The sequence below is a fragment of the Cryobacterium sp. TMT4-10 genome (assembly GCF_004403275.1).
In the GTDB taxonomy this organism is placed as follows: domain Bacteria; phylum Actinomycetota; class Actinomycetes; order Actinomycetales; family Microbacteriaceae; genus Cryobacterium; species Cryobacterium shii.
Genome location: NZ_SOGU01000101.1, coordinates 32,279 through 56,762, shown reverse-complemented (window position 1 = coordinate 56,762; position 24,484 = coordinate 32,279). Strand labels below are relative to the sequence as shown.

The following is a 24,484-nucleotide window of genomic DNA, read 5'->3' as shown; positions in this document are numbered from 1 at the left end:
GGCTGCAGCAGCGCGGCCCGCTCCTGCAGGGCCTGGGCGCGGGCCAGCAGGCGGGCGTTGCGGGCCGTGCGCGGCGCCCGCAGCCGGCCCAGCTTGCCGGCGGCGTCGAGGCTGGAGGCGCCGATCTGGTTGCCCGCGTGCTGACGGTAGTCCAGCAAAGGGATTTCGAGCAGGTCGACCTCCCCGGTCGCGGCGGCCACGATCGCGAGCCACTCGTCGTGCACCCAGGCGGCCGGGAACGGGCGCGCCTGCTGCACGAGGTCGCGGCGCAGCATCGCCGTGGCGCCGGTGACGATGTTGCGGCACAGCAGCAGGTCGAGGGCGTGCCCCCGATGTTCCGCGGCCTGGTCGGCGGCGGACACCCCCAGGGTGGCGAGCAGGGTGCGGCCCGTCGGCCGGCCGGCCTCGTCGACGAGGCGGGCATCCGTGTGCAGCAGCTGCAGCGGCGGCCGGGACGCGAACTCGGCGGCCAGCAGGGCCAGCCGTTCCGGGGGCCACACGTCGTCCTGGTCGCTGAGGGCGATCAACTCGCCCGTGCACGCGGCGAGCGCCTGCTCGAAGTTCCAGGTGACGCCGAGCGGCGCCGGGTTGCGGATCATGCGCAGCGTCACGGCCTGCCCCGGATGCTCGCCCTGCCAGGCGGCGAAGACGCGCTCCACCTCGGCCGGGGTGTCGTCGGTGGAGCCGTCGTCGGACACGACGATCTCATCGGCGGGCGCGCTCTGGTCCAGGATGCTGCGCAGCTGTTCCTCGATGAATTCGGAGCCGTTGTAGGTGCAGAGCGCCACTGACACGCGGGGCACGGATGCCGCGGGCGCACGCGAGGCGGAACCGGTCGGGCGGGCCATCAGCGTCGCTTCAGACCGACCGAGAGCACCCCGAGGAACAGGCCGGCCATCACCGTCTGCGAGCCCAGCATCATCAGCAGGGCCGAGGGGATGGCCACCCGCACGGTGGCGCCGGCCTCCAGCGCGCCGTAGCCGCCGGCCGCCCAGCCGACCAGCTGGGTCAGGGCGATGCCCAGGCCGATCAGGAAGAGCACGACGCCGAGGATGGCGCCGCTCTCGAGGCTGATGCGTTTCTCGAGTCGCTCGAAGTTGCGGCTGCGCGGGATACGAAACCCCTCGTGCTGGGCGTAGATCTTGGTCAGCAGGGCGAACAGGAAGGCCTGGTAGCCGACCACCGCCAGCGCGGCCAGGTAGATCTGGCTGGCATAGGTGAAGCCCACTTCCCCCACCACGACGGGTCCGAAGCCGAGCAGGATGGTGCCGAGGAAGCCGATCAGGAACGCGACGCTGCCGGGGATCAGGAACAGCCAGCGCGGGCTGAAGATGAGCAGGAAGCGCAGGTGGCGCCAGCCGTCACGCCAGCTGCGCAGGTGGGGCGGACGGCTGCGGCCGTCTTTCTTGAGGGTGGTGGGCACTTCGCTCACCCGGGACCCGCCCAGGGTGGATTTGACGACCATCTCGCTGGCGAACTCCATCCCCGACGTCTGCAATTTCAGGGCGAGCATGGACTGGCGGTTGAAGCCGCGCAGCCCGCAGTGGAAGTCCTTGATCGGCGAGCGGAACAGGGAACGCCCGATCCAGGACAGCACCGGGTTGCCGAGGTACTTGTGCAGCGGCGGCATGGCACCGGCTGCGATGCCCCCGCGGAAGCGGTTACCCATGACCAGTTCGTCGCCCGCGCGGAGCCGCTCGACGAAGCCGTCGAGCTCGCTGAAGTCGTAGCTGTCGTCGGCGTCGCCCATGATCACGTACGTGCCACGGGCGGCCTCGATTCCGCCGATCAGGGCGCTGCCGTAGCCCTTCTCCGCGACGTCCACCACCCGGGCCCCGTGGGCCTCGGAAATCTGCTGCGACCCGTCGGTGCTGCCGTTGTCGGCGATCAGGACCTCGCCGGCGATGCCGCTCCGCCGCAGGTACCCCTGGGCCTTGTCAATGCAGACCGCGAGCGTTTCTGCCTCGTTGAGGCACGGCATCAGGATCGAGAGTTCAATTGTTTCGGTGATTGTCATGCTCGGTGCGAGTCCTGTCATTGTTGGTCTGGCCCCCTCATCGTACAGAATGTGCTGTGTGGACTTAGGACTGGTGGTGTCGACGCTCGGCCGTGTCGAGAGCCTGAAGCGACTCTTTGATTCCCTGTCCGGGCAGCTTTCAGCGGGTGACACCCTCGTCGTGGTCGCCCAGCGCAACCTGCCCGCGGTGGAGGCACTCGCATCCGCCTACCGCTCGGACAGCATGCGGATCACCGTCACGACGTCGCCGCCCGGGGCGGCCCGCGGCCGGAACGCGGGCGTCGCCGCTCTGCCGGCGGGCCGCGACCTGCTGCTCAATTTTCCCAATGACACCACCTGGTACCCACCCGGCACGCTGCAACGGATGCGGCTCCTCCCCGAGGACTTCCGAGCGGGCGCCCTCACCGTGGTCGACGAGAACGGGCCCAAGTTCGTGCTGCCCGAGCCCGGTGCGACCCTGACCCGGTGGACGGTGTGGAGCGTGATCGAGATGGGCATCCTGATCCGGCGCACCGTGTTCGACCGGCTCGGCGGCTTCGACCCGGAGATCGGCACAGGAGCCCCGACACCCTGGCAGGCCGGGGAGGCCACGGACCTGCTCCTGAAGCTGATCCGCACCGGGCAGCACTCCGGGTTCGCGTGGCAGCCGGCCGCGCTCACCGTGGGCGGGGTCAGCGACCCGAGCGGGCTCAGCAGCGCGGAACGACGGCACAAGCTGCGCGGCTACGGCCGGGGGCTGGGTCGCCTCGTCACCCGCTGGCGGTATCCGCTCTGGTGGCGGTTCGCGTTCCTCGGCGGCGGCCTGTTCTTCGGACTGCGCAATCGCGGGACGAACGCCCTCATCGACGGCTGGTGGGTGTTCCTGGGTCGCCTCGAGGGAATGCTCGGTCGAACCCTCGGCGCCGCCGGCACGCTCACCGCGGTGACCCGGTGACGGCCGACCTGCCCTCGCCGCTCCGACTGCGGCGGGCCACCCTGAGCCTGATCACCCTGCTCGGCGGCGTATCCCTGGCCGTCATCCCCGCGGCGACGGTCGCGATCTCGTCCCGGCTGTTCAGCCGGCCGGAGCAGGGCGTGATTGCCGTGGCGGTAATGGTGGCCACCTTCGCCGGCCAGCTGACCTTCGCGGTCGTGCTCGAGTCCCGGCTCAGTTCGGCGGCCACCGAACGCCGGGTGGTGTTCCCGCTCTGGTTGGCCGGTCTGGCATTGGTCGCCGCCTCGGTGATCGCGCTTAACGCGACGAACCCGGTCGTGCTCTGCCTCGGCCTGCCGCTGCTGATCGCCGCCCTGGAAGTCGGGCGGGGCGTCTCGGTCGCCGAGCGTCTGGACCTGCGGGAGATCTGGGCATCCGTCGCGGTGGGGCTCGGCGCCCTCGGCGGCGTGGCGGCCGCGTTCACCGGCCAGGACTGGGCGCTGATCCCCCTGGTGGCCGGCATCGCGCTGGCGACGCTGGTGCGCTGCCTGCCGGTGACCCATCGGGCCAGCCGTCCGGAGCCGGCCGTGATGGGCTGGGTGGTGGCCGACACGGCGATCACCGGCGTGATCTACCCGCTCCTGAACGCCATGATCCTGACGCTGATCGGGCCCGGCGACGCGGTGCTGTTCACCGCGATCGCGACGGTGTCCGGCCTGCTCGCGATCCCCCTGAACTTCATGCGGCTGCGCCTGCTCAAGGAGCACTCCCGCCTCGACATCGTCGTGTCCGCCGGCGCGGTGCTCGCAGCAGTCGTGGTGCTGGTGGCGCTGGAGCGCACCGGGGTGCTCGGCTTTATCTTCGGCAGCGTCTGGACCAGCTCTGCCGCCATCCTGTCGCTCGTGCTCGCGTGCGGTTGGCGGGCCGCGTCACTCGCCACGACCATTCCGTTCGCCGCGCTGCGCCGGATGGGCGAGGTGCGGCTGCTCACCGGGCTGCGCGCAGCCGTCTCCGTGATGGCGTTCGCCCTCGCCGGGATCGGCCTGGCGCTGCACAGCCTGTCCGCCGTGTTCCTGGGTCTCCTCATCGCCGAGCTGGCGTCGGCCGTGCTCTACGAGCTCGCACGGCGCCGACGGGTGCGCGCCGCCGCACTGGTCGTGGCGGCCGCAGTATGAGCCGCGTCCTCGTCGACCTGCTCTTCTTCACCGGCCGCAAGGGCGGCATGGAGTCGTACGTGCGGGAGGTGTACAGCCGGATCGAGCCCGGTGCCGACGGGATCGAATTCGTCGGCCTCGCGTCGAGCGAGTTGGCGGTCGCGGGTGCCCCCTGGTTTCCGGGCGAGATCGTCGACTCGGGCATCAGCGGCGAGAACCGGATCGCCTGGGCCCGCGGCGAGCTCTTCTCCGTCGGCCGCGCGGCCCGGCGGCAGCGCGCCGATCTGGTGCACTGTCCGGCCAACCTCGGTCCGGCCTGGTCGCGGGTGCCCGTGGTGCTGACCGTGCACGACCTGCTGCCGTTCCGGCATCCGGAATACGTGCCCGGCGCGTACTCGCGCATTCTCCGCACCATGATCCGGGTGGCGGCGCACGGCGCACGCCGCGTTCTCACCGTCAGCGTCGCCTCGGCGGATGACATCGTCCGCTACCTCCGGGTGCCGCCCGCCCGCATCGACGTGGTGCCGCTCGCGGGCCAGGACGCGGACGCGGATTCCGGCACGGCAGCGGCGCCACTCCCCCGGCTGCCGCGCCGGTTGCTGGCCGTGGGCAACCGCATGCCGCACAAAAACTTCCCCCTGCTGCTGGAGGCCCTCGCCCTGGTGCCCGCCGAATCGCGGCCGCACCTCGTCGTCACCGGCAGCCACGGCGACGACCCCCTGACCCCCGTCGTGGCCCGGCTCGGCCTGGCGCCCTGGGTGACACTGCGGGGCTGGCTGAGCGCGGAGGAGCTCGACCGGCTCTACGCCGAGTCGAGCCTGATCGTGTTCCCGACCCTGTTCGAGGGCTTCGGCCTGCCGGTGCTGGAGGCCATGTCCCGGGGCTGCCCGGTGGTCTGCTCCGACATCCCGGTGCTGCACGAGGTCGCCGGGGAGGCGGCCGTCTACGTGGCGCCGCAGGACGCCGAAGCCCTCGCCGCGACGCTGTCCGGCCTGCTCGACGACCCGGCCGAGCTGGCCCGCATGTCAGAACGAGGCCGGGACCGGGCCCGCACCTTTTCGTGGGGCCGGACCGCCCGGGACACCGTGGCGTCGCTTCAGCGGGTTCTCGCCGAGCGGTAGCGCGCCAGGATTTCGTCGACCGAGGCGCCCAGACCGTGGCTGACCCGCTCGCGCTGGAACCAGTCGAGGGTGGAGCGGCGCAGCGGCTCTCCGGCCTCGACCGCCCGCACGATGGCCGCGCCGAGTTCGACGGGGGCCACGGATGCGGCGACGTATCCGTTCACGCCGTCGACGACCAGTTCGGCGGCCGCGTTGTCGGGGCCGGCCACCACCACGCTGGGCGTGCCGAACGTGGCCGCCTCCACCACGACCAGGCCGAAGCCTTCGCGTCGGGATGGGTTGACCAGCACCCGGGCACCCTGCACGAGGCTTCTGAGGTCTTCGTCGCTGACCCGGCCTCGCACGTCGACCGCGGAGTCGAGGCCGAGTGCGCCGACCCGCGCGACCACCCGGGGCGTTTCGGGTCCCGTGCCCACGATGACCGCGCGCAGGGCCGGAATCCGGCTGCGAGCCTCCCGCAGGGCCGGCACCAGGTCGATCAGACGTTTGTCGGCGATGTGGCGGCCCACGAAGAGCAGGTACGGGTCGGCCGGTCGTTCGGTCGTGGCCCCGGGCTCGTCGCCGACGAGATCGACCAGGCCCAGAGTGACCGGCTGCGCGCGCCGCCGGTAGCGGCGCAGGCGGGCTCCGGTGAACTCGCTGTTGACGGTGTGCAGGTCACCGAGACGGATGCCCACCGACTGCAGCAGGAAGGCGATCGCTCCGGACATCGCGCCGGCGTACTGCCGCCATTTGGGCCACGGCCAGACCTCGAGCCAGTCGGCGACCACGAACGCGTGCGTGCCGAGGAGGGCCAGCCGCACCGCGAACAGGTTCAGCACCGGCAGCGTGCTCACGACGACGACGTCGTAGCTTCCGCGCTGGCGGAGGAAGTGGCGAAACAGTGCCCAGGCGAACGCGACCGCGCTCCGCGGGGTGCGGGTGCCGCCGGCGTCGTAGATGTCGCCCCGCCACACCGGAACGAGGGAGAAGGACGCCGCCGGGGGCGCCTCCGCCGCCCACTGCCGGCGGGTGACATAGTCGACGGGGCATCCTCGCTCCACGAAGAGTTCCGCCAGGCGGCGGTACACGCGTTCGCCGCCGCCAGTGTTGACCGGGAACAGGCAGTCGAACGCGACCGCGACTCGCGGTTCAGCCACGGACGGTCTCGGTCTCCGGTTCGGGGACCGCGGCCTCGTTGGCCTCGTTGGCCTCGTAGGCCTCGTAGGCCTCGGCTTCATCGTCGGCCCGGGCGGACCTCATGGCCAGCCGGCCCGACCACATCAGGAAGAGGAGTGAGACGAGGCCGTAGAGCACCACGAGCGTCGGCCAGCCGAGCGGCGGCTGCCAGGCAGGTTCCCTCCACATGGCGCTGACCGGCAGCTCCGTCCCAACGACGTAACGCTGCAGAACAATAAAGTAGGCCACCGTGCCATACAGCACGATGGAACCAAGCGCCACCCAGATGACCCGGGTCGACAGGAAGGCCAACCCGGCGCCCTCAGATCCGGAGAGAACCACGGCCGCGACGATGACCACCCCGAGATACAGGAAGAGTCCGTACCGGCCCTGCCAGATGATGCCGGTCTGGGAGACGCTGTACCCCTGCAGAAACGCCGGCACCAAGATAGAAGCGGCCGTAACCGAAGCCAAAGTGATCAGGTTCCTCCGCCGTGCCACCGCGAATGCCAGGACCACGAGAAGACTGATCGCGGAGACGAGCAGCCAATAGGCGTAGGCGGGAAGTGGCGCGTCGAACCAGCCGAAGTACCCCATTGCCTGCTTGACGAAATTCGGGGTGTTGCGCAGGACGTAGACGAACCCCTGCACGAACGACGCCCCCACGAGAGGGGCATCGGACTTGTCGGCTTGACTGGACAGACTTCCGCCGCCAAGGGTCCAAAGAATTGAGAACAGGGAACCCGCCGCAACCAGGGTGAGCCAAAGATAGCTGGACCCCGTCGTGAAGAGTCTTTTCACGGGCAGCCACCCACCCGCGAGGAAGCAGAGCCCGACGACGACGACCAGCCAGAGCGGTCCAAGGGCACGCGCCGTAGCAAGGACGATTGCGGAAATCGTCACGATGAACCACAGATATCCGCGACTCAAGGTGGATACCGTCCCCAGATTTCGCCCATCGAGCTGTTGAAGCAGCCTCAAAAGGGATACCCACAGGGCCAGCGTCGCAGCGATCTCGATCCCGTTTGGGTTTACGGCGCCAAAGAGATACACAACCATCGGCGCAGCGGCAAAGGCCAATCCGAGCGGCATCCACCGCGCGCGTCGGACCGACATGGCGGTCTGGAAGGCCCACGCGACGAACACAGAACAGAGCAGCCCGCTGACAATGCGCATCGCGTAGATTCCGGTTGAGCCGTCGAAGATCAGGCTGGGCCAGCCGACAGCGTAGTAATACAGCGGGTTGTAGGCACCCACCCAAGTGTTGAACCACAAGGCCCCACCCGGATCCCCGAGTTCCACCCCGCAATCCGCCGGCTGTGCAGACTGAAACACGAAGCACTGAATCTGCGGGTCGTACGAATACTCGGCCGGCAAATCCACGACTGTGTGTTTGATGCCCGGAACGTGATAGCCGATGACCTGCCCGCGAACCTGGGCGATTGCCTTCGTAGCATGAGCATTCTCGTCGGGAACAGAGAAAATTGGGCTGGCAAGCGCCCACAGGATCGAGAGGGCTGACATGATCACGAAGGCAAACCAGAAGACAGATCTGGGCATCAGGACACGGGGTGCGCCGGGAGCCATTGGACGCATCAGGCGGTCATTCCGAAGGCTCGTTTGACATGACGGCGGTAGGCCGCCGTGTACACGCTGGGCGCCGTCTTGAAGAGCAGCGCAGCAATTCCCAGTCGCGGTTCGGCCCGAAGGGTTGCCCACACGTCCGGAACTCGAACGGCACGTCGGCACTGTCGCACGGAATTGCGCGCCTCGGCAGAGGTGTGTCCCCTTGAGATGGCTGTCTGCGCGACCAGCAGCGAAATCAGCGTGCGCATCGAGCGCAAGGGATTCGCGTACATGCCGACGGTGAACTCGTGTCGAAGGTGGGTCGCCAGGTAGTCAAGTGCCACGGTTGTGTCGGCGAGGGTCGGCACTCTCCCCCAGGTGAGCGATTGACCGCTGATGAAATAGCGGTAGGTAGGTGTGGCAACCGCCTTGACCATTCGGGCGTGTGAATAGAGAACGATATTCGTGACCATATCCTCGAAGCGGGCGGCTCCTTCTGGAAAACGCACCGTGTCAAAGAGGCTGCGTCGAAACACCTTGTCCCACGGGAAGGGGGTGAGGCGGTCCAGCATGGCCTGGCGGACCGCTTCCCTGCCGGACCAGACTCCGATACCCCGGGACGCGGCATGGTCCACGGAACCGTCAGTCCTGACGATCTCGCGTCCACCGATAACGATGTCGATCTCCGGCGTAAGCTCCACAGCAAAGATGGCGAGATGGTCATGCAAATACTCGTCATCGCTGTCGAGGAACGTGACATAGTCCCCCGTCGCGTGCGCGAGGCCCGCGTTGCGCGCCGCCGCCACCCCCCGGTTTTCCGTCTGAACGATGAGTCGGATTTGAGCCTCCGGTGAGGCGATCATCAGTTCACGCACCGCGTCGACCGTTCGATCCGTCGACGAGTCGTCGACGATCAGCAACTCCCAATCCATCTCGGTCTGTGCCAAGACGCTCCGAATCGCGCGGCCAATGGTCGCCACGGAGTTGAATGCGGGCATGACCACGCTGAATCGCACGGGGCGGGGTGCGTCGCTCACGTTACGTCCTCGATCCGAGGTGGTTGCCGCCTGCCGCCTGCGACGGGAATCCCAAGACCATGCACGAGAATCCCGATCAGAGGAGACACGCACAGGCTCAGGGTGACCCGAACATCCGACGAGGCCGGAATCATAAGAAGGACGAAGCTTGCGAACGTCGCCGCGATCCATCCGAGCGTGTAGACACGGTGGAGTCCTGAGGCCAGCGCGGCCGCTCCGGTCAGGGTAAGAACCGCCATGCCCCCGGCGCCGAGGGTCAACAGCGCGAGTACGGCACCTCCCACGACGTAGCCGGGACCAAAGATCAACATCAGCCACGGGCCAATCCACCACGCCAGAACCGCCCCTACGACGGAGATCCCGATGATGAGCCCAACCGGCCGCCCAAGGGCACGGAGGCCCCGGTCGCGCTGATTCACGAAGGACGCAATTGCCACCCCCTGAAAAGCTTGGAGGGGGATCATAATCGGAGCACGGGTGAGCTGAACGGCAAGCAGTAAACCGGCCGACGACGCGACGGCCGCTGGTGAGGACGTGAGGCTGAACATGATGGGAAATCCGACGATCAGCGCGGCTGTTGCCGCCGCGGAAACCAGCGCGTAGGAGTGCTGGCGAAGCAATGCGGGGAGCGCGACGTCCGATCTCGCTCGGATGGCCCCACGGGCTTCGCGGGAAATCACAAGGAAGACGATCCAGACGAGGGACGCCAAGGTGCAGGCCACTTCGACGCCCACGACAGTTGCGGTCGTGAGGGCCACAGCGACGACGCAGAGGAAGCGCACAAGCGACTCGCTGCCCATCAGCCAGGAGTAGAGGCGCCAATTCTGGCTTCCCGCCGCCGCGCCGGCCAGGGTGGCGTGGCCGGAGTACGCGAAGCCGGCCAGCGCCACCGCCATGATCACCCATGGGGATCCTGCGGGGAAGAGCTTCTCGGCCCACAGCGCGGATGAGGCGAGGAGTGCTGCGGACACCACCGCGCCGACGATGAGACCAGCGGGCAACACCCTCGTCGAGGTCCGGCCCCGTCCGACACGATCCGCGAGAACGGCACTGCGCACGGCACGCGTGGTCTCGCTCTGAATACCCGAAAGCGTGCCGAAGAGGCCGAAAAGGAGGCCCCAGAAGATCAGGAATTGCGCAGTGTCAGCTGGGGAAAGGGTGCGCGCGACGACCAGCGAGATGAGGAAACCGGCCGCAGCCGCAATCGCGGATGCCACACCGATCCCCGAGGCACCGCGGGCACCAATGGTTGTTTCGCTCGCTGGCATGGCCGTCTTCTCCTCGTCTGAGGTGCGCCATGGTTGCTTCATCATCCTGCTTTCACTGCGCTACCAAACCCGCCCGATTCTACTCTGGAGCGACCTGACCGGGATGACTCGAAGCCGCCCCGGGTCTTCTGGTCCCTGCCGGGGACCCCTTTCGTCCAGTGAACTGTGACACGATTGATGAACCACCGCCCGAGTCCAGCCGATAGAGACCCCCGTGAAATTCGACATCATGATGCCCTTCTATGGGCGCTTCGACCACTTCCAGCAAGCGGTCGAAAGCGTGCGCGCGCAGTCGAATCCGGACTGGAGGATGGTGATCGTGGACGACGTCTACCCGGACCTCGCCCCGGGCGAATGGGCCTGCGGTCTGGGCGACGATCGCATCACCTACATCCGCAATCAAGAGAACCTCGGGCCAAGCCGAAACTACCGCAAATGCGTATCGCTGATGCAGAGCGAATTCGCCGTCATCATGGGCTGCGACGACATCATGCTGCCGAACTTCGTCCGCCGCACCAAGGAGTTGATCGACGAATTCCCGGATTCGTCCATCATTCAGTGCGGTGTGTCCGTCATCGATACCGACGGCCGGCCGATCCTCCCGCTCGCGGACCGCGCCAAATCCTGGTATCAGTTCCGCGGCCGCGGCGCCCGCGAGTATTCGGGTCCAGCTTTGGCCACGAGCCTGATGCGTGGTAACTGGACTTATTTCCCCTCCTTGGTCTGGCGAGCCTCCGAGCTGCGGAAACATGGTTTCCGGGTTGATTTGGACGTCGTCCAGGACCTCGCCATGCTCGCCGAAATCGTAAAGGGAGGGGGCAGCCTGGTGCTCGACGACGAGGTCACCTTCAATTACCGGAGGCATTCGGCGAGCGTTTCGGCGATGACCGGCCCGGACGGGTCGAAATTCGCCCAGGAACGCACGCTCTTCACCGAATCGTCCCGCGATTTCAGCACGATGGGTTGGACCGGCGCTTCCCTCGCCGCGCGGATCCACTTCACTTCCCGGATGAACGCGCTCAGCGAGTTGCCGGCTGCGGTCCGCTCGGGGAACGCCCAGGGGCGCCAAGCACTCCTCCGTCACGTCTTCGGCAAGTAATCCGTGGCTCCGCCTCGAGCCGTTGACCACCGCGGGGACCGCCACCACCCGGCCTGTTGGATAGGATTTTGTTCATGACGACCCTTCTGAAGCACACGTTGATCGTGATGCCGGCCCTCAACGAAGAGGAGTCCGTGGCGGCCGTCGTCGACGAGGTCTATTCGAAACTCCCCGGCATCAGCGTTCTCGTCGTTGACGATGGCTCAACCGATCGAACAGCAGAGCGTGCCAGACTCGCCGGTGCCACGGTGATCAGTTTGCCCTTCAACCTTGGCGTGGGCGGCGCGATGCGGGTCGGCTTTAAGTACGCCTTGGCCCACGACTTCCAAAACGTCGTCCAGGTTGATTCGGACGGTCAGCACGACCCGTCCGGGGTAGCAATGCTCGTGGACGCTCTCGATTCCGCTGATGTGGTCGTCGGCGCGCGTTTCGCCGGTGAGGGCGACTATTCAGTCAAGGGTCCAAGAAGATGGGCGATGATCGTCCTGGCCACAATTATCAGTTCACTCGCGGCGACCAAACTCACCGACACAACGTCCGGTTTCCGCGCGACGGGTCCTCGGGCAGTGCGGCTTTTCGCCGAGCACTACCCGGCGGAGTATCTGGGCGACACCATCGAGTCGCTGGTGATCGCGGCCCGGGCGGGATGCACAATCCGCCAATTGCCCGTTTCGATGCGCCCTCGCGCCGGTGGCGTCCCCTCCCACAACCCGTTCAAGGCGGCGGCATACCTCGGTCGAGCCGGCATGGCCCTGATGATCGCTCTGATGCGACCGCGCGTCCCCCTAGCCACCGAGGTGACCAGTTCATGACCATTGCCAGTTACATCCTTGGAATCGCAGCTGCAATGCTCGCCCTCGGCGTGGTCACCGAGATGCTCCGCCGCCGTCGGTTGCGCGAGCGTCACGCTATCTGGTGGATCATCGCCGGTGTGCTTGCCCTCGTCATTGGGGTTTTTCCTCAGGTCCTCATTTGGACGGCAGCCGCTGTCGGGGTCGAGGTTCCGACAAACCTGGTCTTCTTCGTGAGTCTCTTCATTCTGTTCCTCGTGTGCATCCAGCAGAGTGCTGAGTTGACCGAGCTGGAGGGAAAGACCCGCGCGCTGGCCGAGTATTCCGCCCTATTAGCGAACCGGGTCACCCAACTGGAAACCGCCACCCATCGCGCCGATGCAGGTGACACGCCGTAACGACGGTTGCCGTCCGGGTGGCAGGCCAGGCATCTAATCCATTTTGACGACAACCTTCTTGGCATCCGCGGGGCAAGCCGCACCGAGATCCGCGGCGAGAGAGCTCTCTGCAGTGAGCACGACGGTGCCGGGCCCGGTCAGTTTGATGATCGAGCAGAGGGAGCCGATGTCCTTCTGATCGGCGGTGTAGGCCAGGTAACGCAAGGGGAATCCGTCTTCCGGCTGATCCTCGGACAGGATTTGAAGGAGCCAGAAATTAATCTGTCCCTCATTGTCGTCTCCCGAATGCCAGAGCACGGTCGGAGCAGGCTCGCCCGCGAGCTTGAGGAACCGCTCAGTAGCCGCGTCGCCCTGCCCGAATGAATCGCCCGTGAGGACTCGGGCGACAACGTTTTTGGCGTCGTAGCCCGAAACGAAGTTCGTGAGACTCAATGTGCTTGCAAATGCTCCGGCCAGGGCGGCAAATGCGATCCAACGCAAGGGTCCTGGACCCGTCGCGCGACCCATGAGATCTCCGGCGAATCCGGCCACCAGGATGAGCACCACCACGGCGAACAACCAGAGAAATTTCTGCGGGTAGTAGCCCCACAAAGTAGCCTGACTACGGTTCGAAAACAGGAGAACTCCCAAGCCTGCTCCCAGCCCGGCAATGAGGGCCATCGTCCCCCAGAATATATCTTGGCCGCCTCGAACTGCGGCTAGGCAGATGATCAGCAAGACGAGGGCCCCGAGGAGCGCCGGCGGGAAGGGGTAGATCCCGCCGACGGCAGCGAGGGATCCGCGTTCGCCAAGGAAAGTCGGCAAGGTCAGTGTGATGCCGTACACGGCCAACTGGAAAAAGGCCGCGACGAGGAGGACCAGCGCAATCCCACGCGTCGCGAGGATCGCCTTCCACTTCAGAATCACAACCATAAGCGCCAGTGCTGCCGGAACAACAACGAGGGGGCTCCACACCGCCAACACCAGCGTCCCTGCCACACACAGCAGCCCGAGAACCCAGTCAGGGTGTTCCCGGACATTGGAATAGGCAATCCACGCCGCTAGGACAACCGGCAGAAGGACGTTGACGTTGACGAAACCATACTCGAGGGAGATTCCGGAAATGAACCAGGACAAAGGAAGCAGTGAGGCTCCCGCGCCGACCAGGGCCACGATGACCGTACGTTGACGTTCAACGAGCGAAGCAGCGGCGATACCCGCCAGGAGACAGGACAGCGCGATCAGGAGCATCCACACCTGAGCGAAGGCCCCGACGTCGCTGCGAACCGTTGCCGCAAGAGAGACCCCATGACGGTTCGAAGCCATGACAAGCGCGAGGAGCCCAGCTGGCAGCGGCACGGGGTTCTCGGCAGCCCCCGTCGTGATGCCGTTATTCTCGACGATAAGGCGTGCGAATAGAAGATTGTTCGCGGAATCACCACGTGTGATCCAAGCGAGGGCTGAGGCCCCCGAAATTAGGTGACTCGCAATCAACGTCCCGAACCAGACTGCAGCACCGAGCCAGGGAGCCGCCCAGACCCCGAGGGTGGCACCTGATGGGAGCGTCAGCCGGCCACCCGTTCGGAGTATTCCACCAACTGCAAGGAAACCGCCTACCGCAAACACCGCTGCCAAAGTCAGGTCGAGCGGCAGCCCAAGAACGCGGGTAACCATCATCTCGTAAAGTGCGCAGAGGAGCGGCACCAGCACCAGGGTTGCCATCGTCAGAGCGCCCCCGACGCGGGCCCGCAGCACGATGGCCCATGGGAGAGCGCACGCAATCGCCTGGACCCAGATGGGGAGTCCGAATGCGATGGCCACGCTGGTGGCCAGGATGACCGCAGCCAGGACACCGGCAACGAGAACACCAGGAACTTGCCCAGATCTACGGCCGGACGTGAGGTCGGTTGGTGAGTGACCGTTCATACGAGATGTGGCTCCAGGTGCTTTGGGGTGATTCGTTTCGACTTCCGCCCTGTTTATCACGCGCGGCGCTTGAGTCGATTGACGATCTTTGTCGCGACCGCGCGTGGCCCGCTGTGCCTGAGGTGGTGAAGTGCCAGCTCCACATCGTGCCGGATACCGTAGGGCTTCCTCCGCATCGGAGCCCTTCCCGAAGCCCTCATCAGGCTCGTTTTCGGCACCTCCAACGCACGCCGGTCCGCTGCGTGACTGGGGTTACGAGCGAAGTCCACGAGAGGGGACAATGTCCGTTCCCAGAAGAACCGTTCCCGAACCCGTCGAATATTGGACACGGCCTCAGCGATGAATTCTTCATCGAAAAGGATGCGCTCCAGCGCGACAGAAAGGGCATCCGTGTCTGTCGCCGGAACCACAATTCCTAAGCCTTCTGCTGCGATCAGCTCAGCGAAGCTGTCCCCTTCAGTAACGACCATGGGCAGTTCCGCCCAGAGATAGTCCAGAATACGAGTCCGGAAAGAGAAGGTCGTCTCTACGTGGGAGAAATGAGTGCTCACTCCCGCGTCTGCTTCCAGGAGGAAATTCTGCCGAACCGAATATTCGACCCAGGACTCGTTGAAGAACACGGAGTGGTCGAGGGCACCCAAACTTCGGGCGAGCTCTCTGGACTGGCTCACGATTTCCATCTCGGGCACGCCCGGGTGAGGGTGCTTGGTCCCTTGGAAGAACAGTCGCACGTTCGGCCGGCGACCAGACAGGTCGGAGACAGCTTTGATCAGCGTCTTGGGATCGAACCAGTTGTAGAGTCCCCCGGCCCAGAGGAGCACCTTGTCATCGGCGCCGATGCCTGGCCTAACCCCCTTAAGCACCGAAACGACGTGTTCGGGAGGTGTGCTGCTCAGTCCGAACGGAGCGACGGCGATCAGGGACTCGAGATCGGGATCCGAGGCATAGGTGGCCGGGTTGATGCGACCCAGTGCGGCCAACTGCCCCAGGTAGAAGTGCCTCTGGCGCTCAGAGGCACAAAGGAAGAAATCCCCTTTGGTCATTTGCTCGTTCAGGACCGCCGTGGCGTCTGCAACCTGCTTCTGCCAGGTCGCGGGAGGCAGTTCTCTCCCCTGCTCGAGCTGCTCGAGATGCATCGGGTCATAGATGTCGACTACGACAATCTTGTCCGTGTGCTGGAGCGCGTCAAAGATCGCCATGGCGTGACCCTGGAAGACGATGATATCCGCCCAGCGTTCGAGCGTCTCGAAATTGCGGTTGTCACCGGGGCGCAGCTTCTTCAATGTGAAAGGTGCGTCCAGTTCCTCCAGTGTCGACAGGGTCACCAGTGTCACGTCGTGCTCCGAGGACAGCGCGAGCGCCATATTCCATGCACGGATCGCCGGGCCGGCCAGTTTCACACCCAGGGGATCGCCGGTCAAAATCAGGATGCGGGTCGCGCGGGGTGCGTCCAGCACTCCGAAAGCATGAATGAGACTCTCATAGCCCTCCAGGAAGCCGGGTCCACTGAAGCTCGGTGCATCGGTCTTGCGAAACAGTGGCAGCATGGATGCGTCAGATCGCACCCGGGAACCTTGAATCTCGTCTCGGGAGGCGGTCAGCGATGCGAGGTGTTCGACGAACTGGTCGAGCGCGAACAGACCCGCGAGGCTATCCTTTCCGATCGAAGCGGCACCTTCAGCGTCACCACCAGGGTTGCGGAAGTCGAACTCGCTCGATTCCAATCCTCCCCGGGACACCGCCCGGCGGGCCGCCAGCAACAACGCGGCCGGAAGCGCTTTGTCGAGCTGTTCCTGGCCCAGATTCTTGTACATCGCGAAGAGGGCATTGCGTTCGAGGAAGTAGGTTTCCTTGAACGAACCGAATTTACTGACGGACCCATGGTGCTTGTGAAAAGCAATGGAGGCCGGCGAGAAACGGTATCGCCATCCCCGCAGGTTCAAACGCCACCCCAGGTCCACGTCTTCGAAGAACATGAAGAAGCGTTCGTCGAACCCGCTGATTTCGTCAAATACGCTGCGGCGCACGAACATAGCCGACCCCGTGCCGAAGAGCACATCCTTGGCATCGGTTCCCTCGCCGTGCGCGGGCCAGCCGACCAATGGCTTATAGCCCATGCCGAACCAGGTGAGTCCCGCGTCAATGTAATCGACGAGGTCACCATCCCAATCGAGAACTTTGCTCGCCACGGCGCCGATCCGACTGTCTTCACCGAAAGTGTCGATGGCGGCGCGGATCCACTGGGAATCAGGTTTCGCATCACTATTGAGGAAGGCCACGAATTCACCCGAGGACGCGTTGACGCCAAAATTGCAGCCGCCGGCGAACCCCCGATTTTCGCTGGACTCCACCACGATGGCCCAGGGGGCCGCTTCGCGAATTCGCGCCGCGCTCCCGTCAGCGGAGCCGTTTTCCACGACAATGACTTCGAGACGTTCAGCGGGCCAGTCGACTTGTCGGAGGTGCTCAAGTGCCTCGATCGTGTCGTCTGCGCCTCGGAAGTTGACGAGAACGACGGAGACAACGCCCGTTCGGATGATCGGCATTTGGATCCTCTTTCATGTCACACGGTCCAGAGAAGCCTAACAACTGGCGCTACGAGTCTCGGCTACGAGGTGGCGATCGCCCGGCACCCGAGGGATGTCGCCGAACCCGCGCCAACGTTCTGCAGATAAACGCACACGGTGTGATTTCCAGCCTTTGCCGGAATGGTGCTGGCAAACCCATGGTTCGTACCAGATCCGGGTACCTGTGATTCTGCGGCGGGATTGGCCTGATCGGCCGTGAGCAGAACCCACTGGCTATCGATCTGAACATCCACCTTGACGGCCTGCGTCAGAATGTCGGGGTCAACGGCCCAGCCGGTCAGGCTGACACCACCTACGCCACCAGTCACCGATTGCAGGGCACCCTGCGGTGAACCTGCCATCCCTGCGGCAGCGGTCGTCGAGACCGACCGGCATCCGAGCGAAACCGCCGAACCCTGACCAACGTTCTGGAGGTAGACGCAAATCGTATGATTTCCGGCAGGGACAGGGATTGTGCCGCCGAACCCGTGGGCGGCTCCCGCGCCGGGAAACGCCGTGTCGGCTGTCGGGTAGTTCTGATCCGCGTTCCACATGAGCCATTGGCTGTCGACCTGGATATCGACCTTGACCGCCTGAGTCAGAACGTCCGGGTCAACCGCCCAGCCCGTGAGAGCAATCCCACCGGCACCACCCGAGGCTCCGAGAATCGCCCCCTTTGGCGGGCCACCCGCTACCGCAGCAGCCGTGCTTGCGACCGCCCGGCATCCAAGCGATATCGACGAGCCCTGGCCCACGTTCTGGACGTAGACGCAGACCGTGTGGTTGCCAGCCGGCACGGGAATGCTCCCCGTGAAACCGTGGTTAGGCCCCGCGCCCGGAACGGCAGCCTCGGCGGCCGCTGACGGCTGGTCGGCGGCCCACAGCAGCCACTGGCCGTCCAACTGCACATCGATCTTTGCCGGCTGCGTGAGAATATCGGGGTCGACCGCCCACCCGGTCAGCGTTACCGAACCTGGTCCGCCAGTGGCGGTAACGAGATCACCCTGGGGTGGTCCGCCAACAGTGCCTGGTGTTCCCGTCGTCGCAGTCTGCTTGCATCCGAGAGAGGCGGCGCTTCCCTGGCCGACGTTCTGCAGGTACACGCAGACGGTGTGAGTGCCGGCGGAGACGGGAATCGAACCGCTGAAGCCGTGGTTCAGGCCAACGCCCGCGAACTTGGACTGAGCCGTCGGATCGCTCTTATCGGCATTCCACAGGAGCCATTTACCATCCACCTGTATGTCGACTTTGACCGGCGCCGTTGGAGCGTCGCCGTCAATGGCCCAACCCGTGAGAGCCAGCGCGCCGGCTTCACCGGTGAGACTGGACACGGCTCCCTGCGGAGACCCCGGCCCGATGCTGAGCCCTCCGTCGACGGTCAACACCCGACAGCCCAGGGACGCATCCGGGCCTCCGCTGATCGCGTTCTTGACATAGACGCAGACGGTATTCGTTCCCGTGGCCGCCACGACGGTTCCGGCGAAGCCGTGGTTGGTCCCCGAGCCGGGGAACGCCGCCTCCGCGCCAGGGTTCGCTGACGATGCGGGCAACCGGTACCAGGCGGAGTTGACCTGCACGTCAACGTTCAGCGGCGCCGTGATGGCATCAGGATCGACGGCCCATCCCTTGAGGCTGATGCCTCCGGCCACCGCGGTGGCAGTTTCGAGCTTGCCCTGGGCAGCGGTGTCGGGCACATCGATCGTCCGGCATCCCAGCCCCGAGGACGAACCCAGGTTCAGATTGCGCATATAGATGCACACGGTGTGCGCACCGATGGTAGCCGGCACGCTCTGACTGAACCCGTGGCTGGTTCCAGCGCCCGGATAGGCGTCGGCACCTGCCTGTGAGCCTCGGTTGGCGGTCCAGGTGAACCATCGCGAGTCGACTTGCGCATCGAGGACAACGGGCTGGTCGAGCGCGTCGGGGTCCACGGCCCAACCGGATACGGTGAGCCCAGCGGCGATCGGGTCCAGGGACGTGATGGCTCCGGCCGGGGATTCATCCGGCACTACGATCGTGCGGCAGCCCAAACTAAGAGCCGACCCGAGTCCGACGTTCTGCACGTAGACGCACACCGTGTGCGCGCCCTTGGTCGCCACAATGCTTCCGCTAAAGCCGTGGTTTTGACCTGCTTGGGGAAACTGGACCGCCACGCTGGCAAGACTTTCATTAGCGGTGAGCCGGGTCCAGGATGAATCCACCTGAACGTCGACAACAAGCGCGGTTCCCCAAGCGTCCGGGTCAACGGCCCACCCTGAGAGCGTGATCCGCTTCGATACCGCGGACATTTTCGAGATTTGCCCAGCCGGAGTGCCCTGTGCGCTGGTTGGGTTCCCAAACCAGTCGTAGTACATTCGCCAGAAATTCCGATTGCCGTAGGCGCTGCAACCGTCCCCCGTGCCATACAGGTTCCCGAGGGCAGCGGCATTGGGGACATAAGGCGTGTAGAGGTACAAGTTCGCCGTGGCCTGGTTCAGGATGTTGACGTTCACGCCACCGCACGCCGAGTTCGGGTGGTACTGAATGTAGACGTTTCCGACGCGGTACTGCCTTGTGCCGCCCCCCGGGATACTCACGGGATAAAGGGTGTACTGACGAAATTGCCATGCGGACTTGTAGACCTGGTTGAACAACCCAAAGTAGTTTGCATCGCAGCTCGCACTGTAATTCGGGCCGCTGTCAGGGCAGCCCCAGCCCATAGCGCGCTCGTACCCGTAGGCACTGGGATTCGTCAGGAGCGACTGTTCCTTCTGCATAAGCACGATGAGAACGGCCGGGCTGATTCCGCAGGCCTGCGCCACCTTCCAAACGATTCGTGCTGCCGACTCCGCGGTCCCGCCGGTGTACTGCGCGCAGTGCCCCTGTTCAGGAGAGGCGATGGTTCGCGTCGTCGCGGAGTAGTCCTTGAGGCAGGGAACGCCGTCTCTGGGCGAGCAGCTCTTGGACGTGAAGAATGCCTGGACGTCTGCTTCGGACATGGAGCCAGCGTTATAGAAGTTCTGGTCGCTGATGATGTTCCCGGGCTGGAACTCTGAGCCGCTCATGGCGGCAGCACTATCAGTCGTCCGAACGACCGATAGTGCAGTCAGCAGGCTGCTGAGGAGGATGACGGCGGCAGCGCCGGTCAGGATACGAAACAGGCGTGTTTTCATCGACTGACCTCAAGGGAGTTGGACTCTCCTACGTATGCAGGAGAAGAGTAAGTTACGACCGCGGTCCACGATTCCCCGGAGAGTTCATCACCGGGAATTCTGAGCAGATCACAGTAGGTCAGCGTCGCATCCGGGTAGGCAGCAGCGACGGCCACGACCTTCTCGCCGGACGGTGACGTCAATGTCAGGGTGCATGTGCCGTCGTTATCGATCACATACGGGAGTAAAGCCCAGCCGTCGAACGATCCAGAATCCGGATTCCACGTCACTGAAGAGAGATCAACAGTGGTCGGCTGCGACGATCCCGGGGCCGTGTCCGCCGACGTCGGGAGGGGCAGCGGAGTTGGCGAGACCAACGGAACCCGGGTGACCGGGGGCATCGTGAACTCACTGGGCGGTGTCGAACCTTCGCCCCCTGAGGCGTTGATTGCGAGCGTCGTGATGCCGCCGATTGCGGCGATCCCCAAGGCTGTGCCACCCACCCAGAGAAGTACTTTGGTTCTTGTAGCCACACCTATCCCCGATTCGCCAGCCTACGCCCTCCAAAGTTACCGTACGGCGCAACAAGTCGCCGTGCATACCGGGCGTGTTGCTCGACATTCGGCCAGGCGGGGCCGCACACAGCCTAAGCAGACACCGAGTGCGGCCAAAGGGCGACTGGTAGTCTTACCTGATTGACACTCGACCGGCGCGCGAGCGCAGCATGAAGACGGAGCCCCCGTGGACCAGCCCAGTTTGATGCAGATCGTTGAAGACACCCTCGAGGTACCTGCCGGGACGGTCTCTCCCGAACAGAAGCTGTCTGAGCTCGATTGGGATTCCCTTGCCAACCTCAGTTTCATCGCGGCGGTCGATTCTCACTTCAACGTGCCCCTCGACGCCGAGGGGCTGGCTCGTTGCGAGACCGTACAGGACTTGCTAGCGCTGGTCGCCGACGCACAAACGGTGATGTAAACATCCGCTACCTTCTCGGAATCGAGGGCAAGCGCGTCCTGGTAACAGGCGCGAGCAGTGGCATCGGGCTCGCGACAGCGATCGAGATTGCCAATCATGGCGGCCGCGTGGTTGCTCTGGCCCGGGACTCCGCCCGTCTCGCGGACGCCATGGCCCGGCTTCGAGGGACAGGCCATTCGTCCGTGGAGTACGACCTTTCCGATCTGGAAGGAATCCCCGTCCTTGTGCAGGGAATCGCCCGGTCGATGGAAGGCCTCGACGCAATCGTGCACTGCGCCGGTCTCCACAGCGCACGGCCTTTGGCGTCAGTTGAACCCACGGATATTCGTCGAGTCATGGACGTCAATGTGAATGCCGCCATCATGTTGGCCAAGGGGTTCAGGCATCGGCAGGTTCAGAAGGTGGCCCCGAGCATCGTCCTACTCTCCTCAAGCCTCGGCCTTGTCGGTCAGGCCGGGACGAGCGTCTATTCGGCGTCCAAGGGCGCCTTGGTCTCATTGGCCAAATCCCTTGCTCTCGAACTGGCCCGGCAGGACATTCGCGTGAACGCGGTGTGCCCCGGAATCGTTGAGACCGAGATGACCGAGAACCTCGCGCGCACCATCGGGCCGCAGGCCTTTGAGAGCATCCGTCTGGCTCATCCCCTCGGTCTGGGTACGCCACAGGACGTTGCCGCCACGATTTTGTTCCTGCTTTCCGATGCCTCCCGGTGGATCACCGGATCGGTCATCGCTGTCGACGGAGGTTACACGGCGCAATGAGTACGCGATTGGTTATTGTCGGTGCCGGCGGCTTCGGCCGCGAGGTGCACACGTGGGTCGATTCGTCGCCCGCCTACCGCGAGCAGGAGGACATCGGCTCGATTGTCTTCCTAAACGACTACGAACCGGAGGTGCCGGTGCGCGCGCCCATCATCGCGACCTTCGACGGGTATGAGCCTGGCCAGGGCGACCTCGTCCTGTGCGCCATCGGAGATCCAGCGGCCCGCCGCGTCGTGGTTGAGCGGCTCGCTGCCCGGGGGGCACGATTCGCCACCTTCGTCCACGATCGGACCATCATTGGGGCTAACGTCACCGTGGGTCCGGGCTCAATCCTGTGCCCGGGGTCGATCTTTAGCAGTGACATCCGCCTGGGGTCCCACGTTCACGTGAACCTGAACTGCGTTGTCGGACACGATGTCACCATCGGCGATTTCGCAACGATCAGCCCGGCGTGCAACCTTCTCGGAGCCGCGACAGTCGAGAATTCGGCATTCCTGGGCACCGCGGTCACGATCCTCCCCGGAAAGCAGGTCGGTGCCGGCGCCGTCGTCGGCGCCGGATCACTGGTTCTCAAAAATGTTGCGACCGGATCGACGGTCTTCGGCAACCCCGCCCGGCCCATTGGGGAGCGCAGATAGATGCCAGCCAAAATTTCATGCGTCTCTTACTTCCTGCCGACGGGTACGCTGACCAATGAAGATCTGACCCGGGATTTCCCCGAGTGGAGCGTTGACAAGATCGCCAAGAAGACGGGAATCAACACCCGCCACATTGCCGCCGCAGACGAATTCGCCTCGGATCTCGCTGTCGGAGCAGGAGCAGCCCTCTTCGACGAACACGCCATCGACCGGGCAAGCGTTGACTATCTGATCGTCTGCACGCAAAGCCCTGACTATTTCCTGCCCACGACGGCCTGCGTCGTCCAGGATCGACTCGGTCTGGACACCAGAGTCGGCGCGATCGATGTCAATCTTGGCTGTTCGGGGTATATTTACTCGCTTGGGCTCGCGAAGGGACTGATCGAGTCCGGTCAGGCGGACCGGGTCATGATCATCACCGCCGACACGTACAGCAAGTTCATCAATGCGGACAATAAGTCCGTTCGGACCATTTTCGGGGACGGCGCCTCCGCCACCCTCGTAAGTAGCGACGGAGTGCCTGCGTCGCTCCAGGCGATTACCTACGGCACCGACGGTTCGGGAGCACGACACCTTATGGTTCCCCATGGAGGGCTCCGGACCGGCGCCGTGGGCCACGACGCTGCCCTCACAGGTGACCAGACGAGCAACGGCTACGACCTGTTCATGGATGGCCCCGAAATCTTCAACTTCACTATCCGCGTCGTTCCGTCGTCCGTCGATCGGATCCTCGACAAGGCGGGTCTCGCGAAGGGCGATATCGACCTGTTCGTTTTCCATCAGGCGAATTCGTTCATGCTCGAACACCTGCGGAAGAAGCTCGAGATCGATGAAAACCGGTTCTTCGTGTCCATGGAAACGACGGGCAACACTGTGTCATCTTCGATCCCCATCGCCCTGGCCGAAGCCGTGCGGCAGGGCGCTCTCCGCGATGGCATGCGGGTCCTGCTGCTGGGCTTCGGCGTGGGATTGTCCTGGGGCGGCTTGATCCTGGAGTGGTAGGAGATTGCCGTCGCCTAGGTCTGGTCCGTCGGCTCCAAAGGCAGATCCTTGTGCGTGTACGGGATCATGTTCATTGTTGCCACGACGTCAGACGTCGCTGCCATCGAAATACCGGCCTGGGTCATCCGCCGGATGAGGTTCCAGTCCCCCGGCTCGTCCAGGAGCCAGGCATCAATGCTGTACTCAAAGACATCCGCTAGTTGGCGCAAGTAAAGCGCCCCCTGGAAACTGAACTGGCTGATCATCGGAGGCTCGCTCCAGATCCGCACCTCGTCACCGGTGACCAGGTTCTTCTGGACGAGGGCTCCGTACGCCAATTCGGCGTGCTGGGATCGCGCGAGAGACACCAGCTTCTCGATGTGGTCGGGAGTGAACTCGTCGTCGTCGTCCAACGGCGCAATCCACGACCCGGTCGACAATCGGGCCGCACGGTTAGCGGCAGGAGTCCCCGCCACCATCCAGCGACTGCGCGAATCTTCCGGGTACGAACCACGTTGCTCCAATTCGTGGAAGCTGATCCGGGAATCGCCGAGAGCCGCGATTGCACGGCGCGTGCGCTCGTTGGGGCCGTCATTGACCACGACAATCTCGAATCTCTCGTAGGTCTGCGCGAGGACTGAGGCCAACGCGACATCGATCAGTTCTTCGGTCTTGCTGTACGAAGCGATTCGGACGGAAACCAGGGGCTCCGGGTCCTGGAAAACCATTGCGTACTGCGGAGTCCGCCGAATTTGCGCCAGTTCGCTGCGAAGGCGCTCCAGGTCGTCCAGCTGCCGACGAAGAACCTCGGTCTGGGCAACCATGCGGCGCCGGAGATATTCGAATTCCTCGTGGGTTGCAGCCTTCATGTGCTCCAAGGGGGCACGCCATTCGCCGCGATGGAGTTCCTCGTACTCCAAATACTCGTGAAAAGCCGCCGTGGTCGTCCGCACGTTCACGCCGACCAGCTGGTTGACGATGGCGTCACGAATTTTGCCCATCCG

General features: G+C 64.7%; 20 protein-coding genes. 10 read left to right on the top strand and 10 right to left on the bottom strand.

Annotation, left to right across the window (positions count from 1 at the left end):
* Both E3T42_RS15695 and E3T42_RS15690 read right to left on the bottom strand, forming a co-directional pair.
* Positions 1–848 (bottom strand): glycosyltransferase family 2 protein (locus E3T42_RS15695; protein WP_134403345.1); only part of this gene is annotated, 848 nt, incomplete at its 3' end.
* Complete coding sequence (locus tag E3T42_RS15690; RefSeq protein ID WP_241976241.1) at positions 848–2,017, bottom strand: glycosyltransferase family 2 protein; 1,170 nt, start codon at positions 2,015–2,017, stop codon at positions 848–850. The genes E3T42_RS15690 and E3T42_RS15695, both read right to left, overlap by 1 nt.
* Positions 2,018–2,075: 58 nt before the next feature.
* Between E3T42_RS15690 and E3T42_RS15685 the strand changes: the two genes are divergently transcribed.
* Genes E3T42_RS15685 through E3T42_RS15675 form a run of 3 tightly spaced genes read left to right on the top strand, consistent with a single transcriptional unit; the run spans position 2,076 to position 5,205 of the window.
* Positions 2,076–2,951 (top strand): glycosyltransferase family 2 protein, encoded by an 876-nt coding sequence (locus E3T42_RS15685; protein WP_134403343.1) that lies wholly within the window; start codon positions 2,076–2,078, stop codon positions 2,949–2,951.
* Positions 2,948–4,105: a hypothetical protein gene (locus E3T42_RS15680; protein ID WP_134403342.1), complete on the top strand. Its 1,158-nt coding sequence runs from the start codon at positions 2,948–2,950 to the stop codon at positions 4,103–4,105. Before E3T42_RS15685 ends, E3T42_RS15680 begins: the two co-directional genes overlap by 4 nt.
* Complete coding sequence (locus E3T42_RS15675) at positions 4,102–5,205, top strand: glycosyltransferase family 1 protein (protein WP_134403341.1); 1,104 nt, start codon at positions 4,102–4,104, stop codon at positions 5,203–5,205. Before E3T42_RS15680 ends, E3T42_RS15675 begins: the two co-directional genes overlap by 4 nt.
* On the opposite strand, the gene E3T42_RS15670 is transcribed toward E3T42_RS15675, so the two are convergent.
* Genes E3T42_RS15670 through E3T42_RS16840 form a run of 4 tightly spaced genes read right to left on the bottom strand, consistent with a single transcriptional unit; the run spans position 5,181 to position 10,279 of the window.
* Positions 5,181–6,344: a glycosyltransferase family 4 protein gene (locus tag E3T42_RS15670; RefSeq protein ID WP_160141086.1), complete on the bottom strand. Its 1,164-nt coding sequence runs from the start codon at positions 6,342–6,344 to the stop codon at positions 5,181–5,183. The genes E3T42_RS15675 and E3T42_RS15670 overlap by 25 nt on opposite strands.
* Positions 6,337–7,923, bottom strand: a complete 1,587-nt coding sequence (locus E3T42_RS15665) for a DUF2142 domain-containing protein (RefSeq protein WP_166805347.1) — start codon at positions 7,921–7,923, stop codon at positions 6,337–6,339. Before E3T42_RS15665 ends, E3T42_RS15670 begins: the two co-directional genes overlap by 8 nt.
* A 35-nt stretch (positions 7,924–7,958) precedes the next feature.
* Positions 7,959–8,966, bottom strand: coding sequence for a glycosyltransferase family 2 protein (locus E3T42_RS16845; protein WP_166805346.1), 1,008 nt, complete (start codon positions 8,964–8,966; stop codon positions 7,959–7,961).
* Entirely contained in the window at positions 8,963–10,279 is a 1,317-nt protein-coding gene (locus E3T42_RS16840; protein WP_160141089.1) for a polysaccharide biosynthesis protein, read from the bottom strand. The genes E3T42_RS16845 and E3T42_RS16840 overlap by 4 nt, the downstream gene beginning before the upstream one ends.
* A gap of 169 nt (positions 10,280–10,448) precedes the next feature.
* Between E3T42_RS16840 and E3T42_RS15655 the strand changes: the two genes are divergently transcribed.
* The 3 genes from E3T42_RS15655 to E3T42_RS15645 all read left to right on the top strand — a co-directional run bounded on the left by E3T42_RS15655 (position 10,449) and on the right by E3T42_RS15645 (position 12,522).
* Positions 10,449–11,333: a glycosyltransferase family 2 protein gene (locus E3T42_RS15655; RefSeq protein ID WP_198418104.1), complete on the top strand. Its 885-nt coding sequence runs from the start codon at positions 10,449–10,451 to the stop codon at positions 11,331–11,333.
* A 74-nt stretch (positions 11,334–11,407) separates the two neighbouring features.
* A complete protein-coding gene (locus tag E3T42_RS15650; RefSeq protein WP_134403348.1) occupies positions 11,408–12,145 on the top strand; it encodes a glycosyltransferase family 2 protein in 738 nt (245 codons plus the stop codon).
* Positions 12,142–12,522: a DUF2304 domain-containing protein gene (locus tag E3T42_RS15645; RefSeq protein ID WP_134403337.1), complete on the top strand. Its 381-nt coding sequence runs from the start codon at positions 12,142–12,144 to the stop codon at positions 12,520–12,522. The genes E3T42_RS15650 and E3T42_RS15645 overlap by 4 nt, the downstream gene beginning before the upstream one ends.
* Positions 12,523–12,555: 33 nt before the next feature.
* Here E3T42_RS15645 and E3T42_RS15640 read toward each other — a convergent pair whose 3' ends face one another.
* The 3 genes from E3T42_RS15640 to E3T42_RS15630 form a co-directional block, all read right to left on the bottom strand.
* Positions 12,556–14,223 (bottom strand): hypothetical protein, encoded by a 1,668-nt coding sequence (locus tag E3T42_RS15640; RefSeq protein WP_134403336.1) that lies wholly within the window; start codon positions 14,221–14,223, stop codon positions 12,556–12,558.
* Between the two features lie 260 nt (positions 14,224–14,483).
* On the bottom strand, positions 14,484–16,973 hold the full coding sequence (locus tag E3T42_RS15635; protein WP_134403335.1) for a glycosyltransferase: 2,490 nt from the start codon (positions 16,971–16,973) through the stop codon (positions 14,484–14,486).
* Between the two features lie 62 nt (positions 16,974–17,035).
* On the bottom strand, positions 17,036–20,146 hold the full coding sequence (locus E3T42_RS15630) for a hypothetical protein (protein ID WP_134403334.1): 3,111 nt from the start codon (positions 20,144–20,146) through the stop codon (positions 17,036–17,038).
* A gap of 720 nt (positions 20,147–20,866) precedes the next feature.
* Between E3T42_RS15630 and E3T42_RS15625 the strand changes: the two genes are divergently transcribed.
* The 4 genes from E3T42_RS15625 to E3T42_RS15610 are packed head-to-tail and all read left to right on the top strand — an operon-like array spanning position 20,867 to position 23,501.
* On the top strand, positions 20,867–21,100 hold the full coding sequence (locus E3T42_RS15625; RefSeq protein WP_134403333.1) for an acyl carrier protein: 234 nt from the start codon (positions 20,867–20,869) through the stop codon (positions 21,098–21,100).
* Positions 21,043–21,861 (top strand): SDR family NAD(P)-dependent oxidoreductase, encoded by an 819-nt coding sequence (locus tag E3T42_RS15620; protein WP_241976239.1) that lies wholly within the window; start codon positions 21,043–21,045, stop codon positions 21,859–21,861. The genes E3T42_RS15625 and E3T42_RS15620 overlap by 58 nt, the downstream gene beginning before the upstream one ends.
* On the top strand, positions 21,858–22,499 hold the full coding sequence (locus E3T42_RS15615) for a NeuD/PglB/VioB family sugar acetyltransferase (RefSeq protein ID WP_134403332.1): 642 nt from the start codon (positions 21,858–21,860) through the stop codon (positions 22,497–22,499). The genes E3T42_RS15620 and E3T42_RS15615 overlap by 4 nt, the downstream gene beginning before the upstream one ends.
* Entirely contained in the window at positions 22,500–23,501 is a 1,002-nt protein-coding gene (locus tag E3T42_RS15610) for a 3-oxoacyl-ACP synthase III family protein (protein WP_134403331.1), read from the top strand.
* Between the two features lie 14 nt (positions 23,502–23,515).
* Here the strand turns inward: E3T42_RS15610 and E3T42_RS15605 are convergent, their stop codons facing one another.
* Positions 23,516–24,481, bottom strand: coding sequence for a glycosyltransferase family A protein (locus tag E3T42_RS15605; RefSeq protein ID WP_166805345.1), 966 nt, complete (start codon positions 24,479–24,481; stop codon positions 23,516–23,518).
* Between the last annotated feature and the right edge of the window lie 3 nt (positions 24,482–24,484).